The organism is Pseudoxanthomonas sp. LjRoot204_2 (assembly GCF_056175765.1).
The window spans coordinates 1-11,065 of record NZ_JBGFFG010000070.1 but is presented as its reverse complement, the minus strand read 5'-3'; the positions used below and the strand labels follow the sequence as shown (position 1 = coordinate 11,065).

The 11,065-nt window shown below is 68.2% G+C and carries 11 protein-coding genes and 1 pseudogene; 3 read left to right on the top strand and 9 right to left on the bottom strand.

From position 1 onward, the window contains the following. Positions 1-141: 141 nt before the first annotated feature. The 3 genes and pseudogenes from AC04L7_RS05240 to ubiK form a co-directional block, all read right to left on the bottom strand. Entirely contained in the window at positions 142-2,202 is a 2,061-nt protein-coding gene (locus tag AC04L7_RS05240) for an alpha/beta fold hydrolase (RefSeq protein ID WP_475512640.1), read from the bottom strand. Positions 2,203-2,308: 106 nt separating this feature from the next. Beyond that, the gene (locus AC04L7_RS05235; RefSeq protein ID WP_475512641.1) at positions 2,309-3,814 is read right to left on the bottom strand and encodes a YifB family Mg chelatase-like AAA ATPase; all 1,506 of its coding nucleotides are present in this window, start codon (positions 3,812-3,814) and stop codon (positions 2,309-2,311) included. Further along, positions 3,812-4,088, bottom strand: a pseudogene (ubiK, locus tag AC04L7_RS05230) (ubiquinone biosynthesis accessory factor UbiK); the annotation flags it as partial. The pseudogene ubiK and the gene AC04L7_RS05235, both read right to left, overlap by 3 nt. Before the next feature lie 189 nt (positions 4,089-4,277). Here ubiK and AC04L7_RS05225 point away from each other — a divergent pair. Both AC04L7_RS05225 and AC04L7_RS05220 read left to right on the top strand, forming a co-directional pair. Continuing rightward, the gene (locus AC04L7_RS05225) at positions 4,278-4,616 is read left to right on the top strand and encodes a P-II family nitrogen regulator (RefSeq protein WP_299344090.1); all 339 of its coding nucleotides are present in this window, start codon (positions 4,278-4,280) and stop codon (positions 4,614-4,616) included. Between the two features lie 6 nt (positions 4,617-4,622). Then, complete coding sequence (locus AC04L7_RS05220) at positions 4,623-4,985, top strand: DUF6404 family protein (RefSeq protein ID WP_475512639.1); 363 nt, start codon at positions 4,623-4,625, stop codon at positions 4,983-4,985. A gap of 78 nt (positions 4,986-5,063) precedes the next feature. On the opposite strand, the gene speE is transcribed toward AC04L7_RS05220, so the two are convergent. After that, a complete protein-coding gene (speE, locus tag AC04L7_RS05215; protein WP_475512638.1) occupies positions 5,064-5,921 on the bottom strand; it encodes a polyamine aminopropyltransferase in 858 nt (285 codons plus the stop codon). 127 nt (positions 5,922-6,048) lie between these two features. Here speE and speA point away from each other — a divergent pair, with 127 nt between their 5' ends. Continuing rightward, entirely contained in the window at positions 6,049-7,938 is a 1,890-nt protein-coding gene (speA, locus tag AC04L7_RS05210; protein WP_435996341.1) for an arginine decarboxylase, read from the top strand. 69 nt (positions 7,939-8,007) lie between these two features. Here the strand turns inward: speA and AC04L7_RS05205 are convergent, their stop codons facing one another. The 5 genes from AC04L7_RS05205 to AC04L7_RS05185 all read right to left on the bottom strand — a co-directional run bounded on the left by AC04L7_RS05205 (position 8,008) and on the right by AC04L7_RS05185 (position 11,036). Next, entirely contained in the window at positions 8,008-8,385 is a 378-nt protein-coding gene (locus AC04L7_RS05205; RefSeq protein WP_299344100.1) for a DUF6768 family protein, read from the bottom strand. Continuing rightward, entirely contained in the window at positions 8,372-8,938 is a 567-nt protein-coding gene (locus tag AC04L7_RS05200) for an RNA polymerase sigma factor (RefSeq protein ID WP_475512637.1), read from the bottom strand. Before AC04L7_RS05200 ends, AC04L7_RS05205 begins: the two co-directional genes overlap by 14 nt. Positions 8,939-9,044: 106 nt before the next feature. Beyond that, on the bottom strand, positions 9,045-9,797 hold the full coding sequence (locus AC04L7_RS05195) for an SDR family NAD(P)-dependent oxidoreductase (RefSeq protein WP_435996345.1): 753 nt from the start codon (positions 9,795-9,797) through the stop codon (positions 9,045-9,047). 34 nt (positions 9,798-9,831) lie between these two features. Continuing rightward, complete coding sequence (locus AC04L7_RS05190) at positions 9,832-10,242, bottom strand: hypothetical protein (RefSeq protein ID WP_435996347.1); 411 nt, start codon at positions 10,240-10,242, stop codon at positions 9,832-9,834. Continuing rightward, positions 10,239-11,036: an SPOR domain-containing protein gene (locus AC04L7_RS05185; RefSeq protein ID WP_475512636.1), complete on the bottom strand. Its 798-nt coding sequence runs from the start codon at positions 11,034-11,036 to the stop codon at positions 10,239-10,241. The genes AC04L7_RS05190 and AC04L7_RS05185 overlap by 4 nt, the downstream gene beginning before the upstream one ends. Positions 11,037-11,065: the final 29 nt, after the last annotated feature.

Below are 11,065 nucleotides of genomic sequence, written 5' to 3'. Positions count from 1 at the left end.
CGCTGAAGGGCTCCACCGAGGAAGAGCAGTTCTACGAAAAGGAAAAGGCGGCCTGATCGCCGCCCGCAGGGATGCAGACGAAGAAACGCCGGCTTTCGCCGGCGTTTCCCGTTTCTGTCATGGACGCAAGAGGGAGCAGGCTTACTTCTTTACTTCCTGCGTGTGGCCCTTCAGCGCATCGGCCAGGCCCGGCACGCCGGTGGCGCCCGTCGGCACGCTGATGCTCGAGCCGGTGAAGTCCTTGCCGATCGGTTCGGCGCGACCACCCAGGCACTGGGCGAGGAAGCCTTCGGTCACGGCATTGAACGCCTTGTTGTTCTCCGGCCGCGCGAAGCCATGGCCTTCGTCGGGGAACAGCACGTAGGTCACCGGAATGTTCTTGGCCTGCATCGCCTTGACGATCTGGTCGCTCTCGGCCTGCTTCACGCGCGGGTCGTTCGCGCCCTGGCCGATCAGCAGCGGCTTCTTGATCTGGTCGGCACGGGTCAGCGGCGAACGTTCGGTCAGCCACTTCTTGCCGGCGTCGGTGCGCGGGTCGCCCATGCGCTTGGCGAGCTGTTCGAAGAAGCTGGCCCAATACGGCGGAACGGTGCTGAGCAGGGTGTTGAGGTTGGACGGGCCGACGATGTCCACGCCGCAGGCGAACGCATCCGGCGTGAACGTCAGGCCGGCCAGCGTGGCGTAGCCGCCGTAGCTGCCGCCCATGATCGCGACCTGGTCCTGCGTGGTCACGCCCTGCTTGACCGCCCATTGCACGGCATCGATCAGGTCGTCGTGCATCTTGCCGGCCCACTCGCCGTTACCCGCGTTGGTGAAGTCCTTGCCGAAGCCGGTGGAGCCGCGGAAGTTGACTGACAGCACCGCGTAACCGCGGTTGGCCAGCCACTGGTTGTAGCCGCCGTAGCCATATGAATCGCGTGCCCACGGACCGCCATGGACCAGCAGTACCAGCGGCACCGGCGCATCGGCCTTGCCGTCGTTGTTCGCATCGGCACTGCGCGGCAGGGTCAGGTAACTGACCAGCGTCTTGTTGTCGCGCGAGGCGATTTCCACCGGCCACTGCGGCACCAGCGGCTTGCCCTCCAGCTTCGGGCGCGCGGAGAACAGCTTGGTCAACGTGCCAGCCGGGCGGTCGTAGCGGTAGTAGACCAGCGGGGCTTCGGCGGCGGAGTACGCGACGATCCAGGTCTTGTCGTCCAGCGTGCGGGTGTTGACGGACACATCACCCGGGCCGATCGCTTCCAGCTTCTCCAGGTCGGCGCGGATCGAGGGATCGACGATCTTCCACTCATCGCGCAGGTAGTCCACCGACACCGCCTGTACCTTGCCCGTCGCCGGATCCGCGAGGGTGCCGCCGACGTCGGCGCGTGCGTCTTCCAGCACCAGCGAGCGCTTGCCGCTTGCCACGTCCACCGCGAACAGCGCGGCGGTGTTGCGGCCGCGGGAATCGGTGAAGTACAGCGTCTTGCCGTCCAGCGTCAGGCCGCCGGGGCTGGTGGTCAGGACGTCTTCGAACGGGATGTCGTCGAACTTCTCCCACGCTCCGTTGGCGCCGCGCTTCAGCACGTCGGCGCCGCCGTCCGGGCGCGAGCGCTGTGCGTACCTGAGCGTGTAATCGGCATCGGCGATGTAGCCGGCGATCTTGGCGTCGTTCTTCTCCAGCAGCGTGCGCGTACCGGTGGCGAGGTCGACCTTGTAGAGGTCGTGCCACTGCGCGTCGCGATCGTTCATGCCGACCAGGATCGTGCCGGGATGCCTGGGGCTGACGCCGGCCACCTGCGCGGTGGTCTTCGGGAAGGGCGTCAGGTCCTTCGCCTGGCCCGTCTTCAGGTCGACGGCGTACAGGTGGAAGTCCTCGTCGCCGCCACTGTCGCGGAGGTACAGCAGCGTGTCGGGGTGGTACGACCAGAAATAACTGCGGATGCCGCGCGCCTTGTCCTGGGTGACGGCCTTGGCCTGCGCCGGATTGTCGGCCGGGGCGACCCAGACGTTGAGCACGCCATCGACGGCGGCGACCCAGCTGAGGTACTTGCCATCGGGGCTGATCTGCACGTTCGCGCGCTCGGGATTGCCGAACAGAGCATCGCGCGCGATCAGTTCGGTACCGGCGATGCGGTCGGCGGCGGATGGCGCCGCCTGTGCGGCAAGGGCGAACGCGACGGTCGAGGCCAGCAGCGTGWGGCGGAATGCGGTGTGGCGCATGGGCGGACTCCAGGGTGGCAAGGAAGGAACAGCAGACGGGACGTCCGCCGGCGACAGGTGTGACCCGAGTAGACCACACCCCATCTTCCATCGCCGTGGCCGGAGGTCATGCTGCGTTGCCGCGGTCCAGTCCCCGATAGCCCAGGGCTTCTGTCAGGTGCGCGGTGCCGATGGATCCGCTTTCCGCCAGGTCGGCGATGGTGCGCGCCACGCGCAGGATGCGGTGCAGGCTGCGTGCCGAGAGCTGCAGGCGTTCGACCGCGCGCTCCAGCAGCGCCTGGTCGCGCGCCGACAGGCGGCAGTGCGCCATCGTCTCCGCCTGGCCCATCCGCGCATTCGGCTTGCCGCAGCGCGCGTGCTGGCGAATGCGCGCTGCCACCACCCGGGACTGCACCGCGGCCGTGGTTTCGCCGTCCGGCGCATCCGGCCGCAAGTCCTGCGGCGGCAGCCGGGGGACGTGGACGTGGAGGTCGATGCGGTCCAACAGCGGACCGGAAACGCGGCTGCGGTAGCGACGGACGAGATCAGGCCCGCAGCGGCAACGGCCGCTGGCGTCGCCGGCCCAGCCGCACGGGCAAGGGTTCATGGCGGCCACGAGCTGGAAGCGCGCCGGGAATTCCGCCGTGCGCGCGGCCCGGGAGACGGTGACGGTGCCGGACTCCAGCGGTTCACGCAGTACCTCCAGCGCGGCGCGGTTCCATTCGGGCAGTTCGTCSAGGAAGAGCACGCCATGGTGCGCCWGCGARATYTCGCCGGGMCGCGGCTGTGCACCGCCCCCGACGAGCGCCACCGCGCTGGCGGTGTGGTGGGGGGCGCGATAAGGACGTTGCCGCCAGCGCGCCGGGTCCAGTCCGCGACCGCTGACCGAGGCAATGGCGGCGCTTTCCATGGCTTCGCTGTCGCTCGCCTCGGGCAGCAGGCCGGGCAGGCGTGACGCCAGCAGCGTCTTGCCGCATCCGGGAGACCCGATCAGCAGCAGGTGGTGTCCCCCTGCGGCAGCGACCTCGAGCGCACGCCGCGCGTGGGCCTGGCCGCGCACATCCGCCATGTCCGGAATCGTCGGAGGCAGCGTCGGGGGTGCCACGGCGCTCGGCAGCGTCTTGCGGCCTTCGAGCAGGGCGCAGACTTCGAGCAAGGTTCGGCCCGTGAGCGCGCGTCCGTCCTGGACCAGGGCGGCTTCGGCGCCACTGGGTTCCGGTACTACCAGCGTGCGCCCGCTGGCGGCTACCGCCAGGGCTGCCGGCAGGACGCCATCCACCGCGCGCAGTTCGCCGGTCAGGCTCAACTCGCCGAGGAATTCGTAGTCCGCCAGCGCCTCGCGCCGGATCTGTCCGCTTGCGGCGAGGATGCCCAGGGCGATCGGGAGATCGAATCGTCCGCCGTCCTTCGGCAGGTCGGCCGGTGCCAGGTTCACCGTGATCCGCCGCGTCGGGAATTCGAACTGCGCACAGAGGATCGCCGCGCGCACGCGGTCGCGCGACTCGCGCACGGCGGCTTCCGGCAGGCCGACGATCTGCGTGGACGGCAATCCGCCGGACAGGTGGACTTCCACGCGCACGGGTGGCGCGGACACGCCCGCCCGTGCCCGGCTGTGCACCAGGGCCAGACTCATCGCGGCGGGGTCAGGACTGGGCGGGCTTGTCGGCCAGCTGGGCTTCCAGCGTGGCGACGGTGCGCTCGAGCGTTTCCAGCTTCTCGCGGGTGCGCAGCAGCACGGCCTGCTGCACGTCGAATTCCTCGCGCGTCACCAGGTCCAGCTTCGCCAGCCCTGCCTGCAGGGTGGCCTTGAAGGTCTGCTGCAACTCTTCCTGCGATTCCCGCAGTCCGGGCGGCACCAGTTGGCTGAGGCGGCGGGCGAGGTCGTCGATGTGGTTGAAGTCGATCATGTGCGGTCTCCGGCAGTGCATCGAGCATGCGAGGCGGGCGGGTCGGTGCGCCATCGGGGTTCGCTGCGCAGCGCTGTCGGAAATGTCCGGGCGGCGAGGCGGTCATTGAACCGCGAGAGGGGCCACCGCCGCAACCGCGCGCGGCGCCGGCACGCTATCCTGAGGCCAGCATCCTAGGGAGAATCCTGCATGAAAATGGTCATGGCCATCATCAAGCCGTTCAAGCTGGACGACGTGCGCGAAGCACTGGCCGACGCCGGCATCGCCGGCATCACGGTCACCGAGGTGAAGGGCTTCGGGCGCCAGAAGGGCCATACCGAGCTCTATCGCGGCGCCGAGTACGTGGTCGATTTCCTGCCGAAGGTGAAGCTGGAAGTCGCCGTCACCGACGAGCAGGCCGAGCAGGTGGTCGAAGCCATCGTGAAGGCCGCCGGCACCGGCAAGATCGGCGACGGCAAGGTGTTCGTCTACGACCTGGAGCGGGTGGTGCGGATCCGCACCGGCGAACTCGACGCCGACGCGCTGTGACGCCTCATGGCTGATCCCGCATTCGACACCCGCCTGCAGCAGGCGCTGTCGTTCATCGAGTCGAAGGGCGTGCGGCGCAGCACGGCGGCGCCGCCGCTGTACCGCCTGCTCTGGAAGATGGGACTGAAGGTGCCGCCACCGCTGATGGCCGGTTTCCTTTCCATCGCGCTGCTGATGGGAAGTTTCTTCGGCGTGTTCTGGGGCCTCGTGATGTGGCTGCTGATCTGGAACCGCACCCACATGCCGTCGGCCATTGCCGCGCTGCTGGCGCTGATGGCGGGCGTCCTGTTCGGTCTGATCATGGCGGCTGTGCTGCGCATGCAGGCACGTGGCRAGCGGATTCCGGTGTGGAAGGAGTTTTCCCCGTAGCGAAGCCCTTCGATCCGTACAGCCAAGAAAAAGGCCCCGCACGAGCGGGGCCTTTCTGTTTGCCTCGTATGGTGCGCCTTACTCGCCGAGCGCCTTCGCCACGAACGGCGGCGCCACCAGCACGCCCGTATGCAGGTGCGCGGTGTAGTACAGCGTGTCGAACGGCTTGGCGGCGGCATCTGCTTCACGGAACGCAAAGTCGAAGCTGGCCTGCTTGCTGGCGAGGGTCACGCTCCACCAGCCGGTCGGGTAGCACGGCTGCGGGAACGGCAGCGTCTTGAACGACTGGAAGCCGGCCTTGCCCATCTCCGCGCGCATGTCCTTGATCAGGTCCAGCAGCGCCAGCGGAGACTCCGACTGCTGCACCAGCAGGCCGTCCGGCTTCAGTGCGCGGTAGCAGCTTTCGAAGAACGCCTTGTTGAACAGGCCTTCGGCCGGGCCGACGGGATCGGTCGAGTCGACGATGACCACGTCCACGCTGCCGGGTTCGCAGTTGGCCATGTAGGCCACGCCGTCGTCGAACAGCAGTTCGGCGCGCGGATCGTTGTTGGACTCGCACAGCTCGGGGAAATACTTCTCCGCCATGCGCGTGACCTGCTCATCGATGTCGCACTGCGTGGCCTTTTCCACGCCCGGGTGCTTAAGCACCTCGCGCAGCGTGCCGCAGTCGCCGCCGCCGATGATCACCACGCGCCTGGGTGCGGCGTGGGTGAACAGCACCGGGTGGCTGATCATCTCGTGGTAGAAGAAGTTGTCGCGCGTGGTCAGCATCATCGCGCCGTCGATCACCATCAACTTGCCCCAGTCGGTGCTGTCGTAGATCTCGATCTTCTGGAACGGCGACTGCACTTCATCCAGCTTGCCCGTTGTGCGGAAGCCGATGGCGGAGCCGGTGTGCGAGAAGTGTTCGATGAACCAGGTGTCGTTGGCGGTCATGGGGCTGTCCTGCATGAAGGGAATGGCAACGGCGATGGGGCCTGCCGCTGCGGCGGCGCATTGTAACGGACCCATGTGACCGCAGCCTGTAGAATGCGCGTCCGCTAGCCCCACACTGGAAGACGCCATGTCCTGGTCCACCGACCACGCCCGCAAGACCTACTCCGTCCCGCACTGGGCCGAAGGGTATTTCGACGTGGACGCCGCCGGCCGCATCGTGGTGTCGCCCAAGGGCGCGCAGGGTCCGGTGATCCCGCTGCCCGAAGTGGTGGACGCCGCGCGCGCGCAGGGTGCGCAGTTGCCGTTGCTGGTGCGCTTCCCCGACATCCTCGGCGACCGCCTGGGCAAGCTGCAGGCCGCGTTCGCGCAGGCGCAGGCCGACTGGGACTACAAGGGCGGCTACACGGCGGTCTACCCGATCAAGGTCAACCAGCATCGTGGCGTCGCCGGCACGCTCGCCTCGCACGCGGGCGAAGGCTTCGGCCTGGAAGCAGGCAGCAAGCCCGAGCTGATGGCCGTATTGGCGCTGTCGCGCCCGGGCGGGCTGATCGTCTGCAATGGCTACAAGGACCGCGAGTACATCCGCCTGGCGCTGATCGGCCGCAAGCTGGGCCTGCAGACGTTCATCGTCATCGAGAAACCGTCCGAGCTGGCGCTGGTCATCGAAGAGTCGCGCGCGCTGGGCGTGAAGCCCGGCCTGGGCGTGCGCATGCGACTGGCCACGCTGGGCGCCGGCAAGTGGCAGAACAGCGGTGGCGACAAGGCCAAGTTCGGTCTGTCGCCGCGCCAGGTGCTCGACCTGTGGAAGCAGTTGCGCGAGGCCGGCCTGCAGGACACGCTGGGCCTGCTGCATTTCCACATGGGTTCGCAGATCAGCAACGTGCGCGACATCGCCAACGGTATGCGCGAGGCGACCCGCTATTTCGTCGAGCTGTCGAAGCTGGGCGCGACCATCAGCCATGTCGATGTCGGTGGTGGCCTCGGCATCGACTACGAAGGCACGCGTTCGCGCAGCTACTGCTCGATCAACTACGGCATCGGCCAGTACGCCAGCAACATCGTGCAGCCGCTGGCGGAAGCCTGCGAACAGCATGGCCTGGTGCCGCCGCGCATCGTCACCGAGTGCGGGCGCGCGATGACCGCGCACCACGCGGTGCTGGTGGTCAACGTGTCGGAAGTGGAGCAGGCGCCGGAAGGCCGCGTGCCGCCGTCGCACGACGACGAGCCGTCGGTGATCCGCCACCTGCGCGAGATCCATGGCGAACTGGATACGCGCCCGGCCGTCGAGCTGTTCCACGAAGCACAGCACCACCACAGCGAAGGCCTGTCGCTGTACGCGCTGGGCCAGATCGACCTGGTGCACCGGGCGCGCATCGATGACCTGTTCTACGCCATCGCGCATGCCGTGCGCGCGCGCCTGAGCAGCGACGAGCGCAGCCATCGCGACCTGCTGGATGAATTGAACGAGCGGCTGGTCGACAAGTATTTCGTAAATTTCAGCGTGTTCGAATCGATTCCCGACGTATGGGCGATCGACCAGGTCTTCCCGATCGTGCCGATTGAGCGCCTGGACGAAGCGCCGGCGCGGCGCGGCATCATCGCCGACATGACCTGCGACTCGGACGGCATGGTCAAGACCTACGTCGAGAACGAGGGCCTGGATTCCTCGCTGCCGCTGCACGCGATGAAGCCCGGTGAGAGTTACCGGCTGGGCATCTTCCTGGTTGGCGCGTACCAGGAAATCCTCGGCGACATCCACAACCTGTTCGGCGACACCGACGCGGTGGAAGTCAGTGCCGACGCGGGCACCGGCTACCTGATCACCCAGCAGCGTCGCGGCGACACCACCGACGTGATGCTCGACTACGTGGGGTACAGGCTGGACGACCTGCGTGCGGTCTACCGTCAGCGCGTGGAAGAAGCTGGCCTGCCCGCCGCCGAATCCAGGCTGCTGTCCGACGCGCTGGAGGCGGGTCTCACCGGCTACACCTATCTGTCCGACGAACCGCTGGCGTAGCGTGCGCCGTGCGCACGACCGCGCGATGCCTGATCGCACGTGACGCATGAAAGCTGCACGCGCCTGCAACTACATACCGGCTTTGTCTTGCCTGAGCAGCGCCAGTTGCAACTCCATGCGCTTGAGCTCCCGCAGCATGCGGTTGGCTTCCATGTGGCTGCCCAGGAACGACTTCATGATCATCGTGAACTGGAACAGCACGATCGCCAGCACGCCCCATTGCACGGCCGCCAGGACTTCGGTGGCATGCCAGCTCCGCCATAGCGAAACACCGAAGCCCGCGAAGGCGGCGATGCCGCAGAGGTAGGCCACCCACACCACCCAACCCAGCGTGCCGCGGAACAGCCCGAACGCCTGGGAGAAATAGCCGGGTTCGCCATGCCGCGACAACAGGTCGCGATCCTCGGCCGAGAGGGTCTGCTTGATCAGGTCATCAGTCTTGTTCATCGGTGCTTCCTTCCAGTCGCGCGCGGATCTTGCGCCGCGCATGCATCAGCCGGGTCTTGACCGTTCCCGGGGGCACGTCGAGCGCGACGGCGATCTCCGCCACGCTCAGGTCTTCCAGATAGAAAAGTGACAGCGCCGCGCGCTGGGGCGCGGGCAGGGCCTGCATCTCCGCCCTGACGATGRCCAGCTCCGCCGCGCGTTCGCCCGCCGCGTCCTGTTCGCCAGGCATCACCGCTTCAGGCTCGATCTCGACGAGGTGGGTGCGCTCGAATTGCCGTCCGCGGAGCGCACGTGTGCAACGGCGGGTGACGATGCGAAAGGCCCAGGCCGGGAACGCCGCCACATCGTCCAGCCGGCGGAGTCCGCGCAGGATCTCGACCCAGGCTTCCTGGACCATGTCGCGCGCAAGGTCGGGATGGCCCGTCAATCGCCATGCGTGCCGCAGCAGGCGCGGCTGCCAGCGCGCGACCAGACGCTCCCACGCGGGGCGATCGCCGGTGCGGGCCGCCGCGGCGAGGTACTCGTCCAGTATCCGTTCCGTGTCCCGCTGCACGCGCCTGCCCCCGTCTCTGTCTGTCGGGAATCAAGGTGCCGGATTCGAGGAAAACGGTTCAATCCGGTGGAAAGACATTGCCGAACGACCGGCGCCGACGTCCGCCCTAGACGCCCCGATGGACCTGGAACCCCGCGAACGACTGCGTCACCGGCATGATCTCCAGCCGGTTGATGTTGAGGTGCGGTGGCAGGGTGGCGACGTAGAAGATCTGTTCGGCGATGTCATCGGCCGTCATCGGCTGCGCCCCCGCGTAGAGCTTGTCCGACGCGGCCTGGTCGCCGTGCGTGCGGACGAGGGTGAACTCGGTTTCGGCCATGCCGGGTTCGATGTCGGTCACCCGCACGCCGGTGCCGTGCAGGTCGCTGCGCAGTCCCAGCGAAAACTGGCGAACGAAAGCCTTGGTGCCGCCATACGTGTTGCCGCCCGGATACGGGTAGCTGCCGGCGATCGAGCCGATGTTGATGATGGCGCCCTTGCGCTCCACCAGCAGCGGCAGCAACCGGCGGGTGACGGTGACCAGCGCCAGCACGTTGGTTTCGATCATCGTGCGCCAATCGTCCAGCGACGCCTGCTGCGCAGGTGCCGTGCCCAGCGCCAGTCCGGCGTTGTTGACCAGCAGGTCGATGTCGCGGAAGGCCGCGGGCAACGCGTCGAGGGCTGCGTCCAGGGCCGTTTCGTCGCGGATGTCGAATGCGGCGGCGTGCACTTTGTCCGCCCCGAGCTCGTCCACCAGTGCCTGCAAGCGATCGGCGCGGCGTCCGGTGGCGATGACGCGCCAGCCGGCGGCCACGAAGCGGCCGACGGCAGCGGCACCGAAGCCTGACGTGGCGCCGGTGATGAGGGCGGTGCGGGTCATGGGGATTCCTTCGCGGGGGGAAAGCGGTTCGCAGTCAGCGACGTGCACGCCAGACGGCGCCCAGCCACGTACCGAGCGCAGCGGCGGCGACGGACAGGAGTGCGCTGAGGGCGTTGGTGCGCAGCAGGAAGCCGAGCGGGTAGGCGACGTCCGACGCTGCGCCGGCGATGCCGGCCAGCACCGCCAGGGTCGCGATCCACACCGCCAGCGTCAGGCCGATGGCGACGATCAGGAAGCGATGGCCGGCCAGCGCGCCGCCCAGCCCCATGCAGACGGCCGTCACGACGTAGCTGAGCGGCGCCAGGAATCCCCAGCGCGTCTGCACGACCTCCTGCCAGTGCGCGGGCACGACGATGCCGACCAGCCACGAGGCGACCAGCAGCGCCCCCATCGCTGCGGCCGTCGCCGCGAGCAGGCGACGCAGCGTCGGCCGCGCGGCGCTCACTGCGCCTTGACCGCCATCGCGGGCAACCCGCTGCCGGCGAGCTTCTGCTTGGCTTCGGCCAGCTCGCTGGCGGTGCCGTACGGCCCCATGCGCAYGCGGTACACGGTCTTGCCGTTGATCTGCGCCGACTCCACCCGCGCGCTCAGGCCCAGCATCGCGATCTTGGCCTTCGTCGCCTCGGCATCGCCTGATGCGCCGAATGCACCCGCCTGCAGGATGTAACGGGCGCCCGTGTCGGCGCTGGCCACGGTCGCCGGCCTGGGCGTCGGTGCGGGCGCGGTCTCCGCCGTGCGCGGTACGTCGGCGACGCGCGCAGGCGCGGTTTCGTTGATCGGGGTGGGCTGGGCGGGCACAGCAGCCTCGGCCGGCGTGGTGGCGACCGGCGTGGGCGCCTGTCCGTTGAGTGCGGCGCGCGCCTTGCGGGCGTCTTCCTCGCGCGCGCTGGCCGCCAGTTCCGCGTCGGACATCTGCACTTCCTTCCCGGGCAGCAGGGTGTAGAAGTCGTACTGCGTTTCCTTCGCCGCGCTTTCGTCGGTCGCCGCGGCCGTGGCCGGCGTATCAGTGACGGGCGCATCTGGCACCACCGACTCCACGTCGGCACTGTCGATGGGCGCCGGCTGCGCATCCGGGTTGGGCTGCGGGCGGAAGAAACCGTCGCCGTCCTTCTTGCCGAGGCCGGGCACGATGAAATACACCGCCAGGCCGATCAGCAGGCCGAGCACCAGCCACACCCAGGCGGGCGTCGCGTGGCTTGAGTTACGGGTGGCCTGGTTCTTGCCGCGCCTTGCTGCCATCTACTGCTCTCCGCTCACATCTTCTCGGG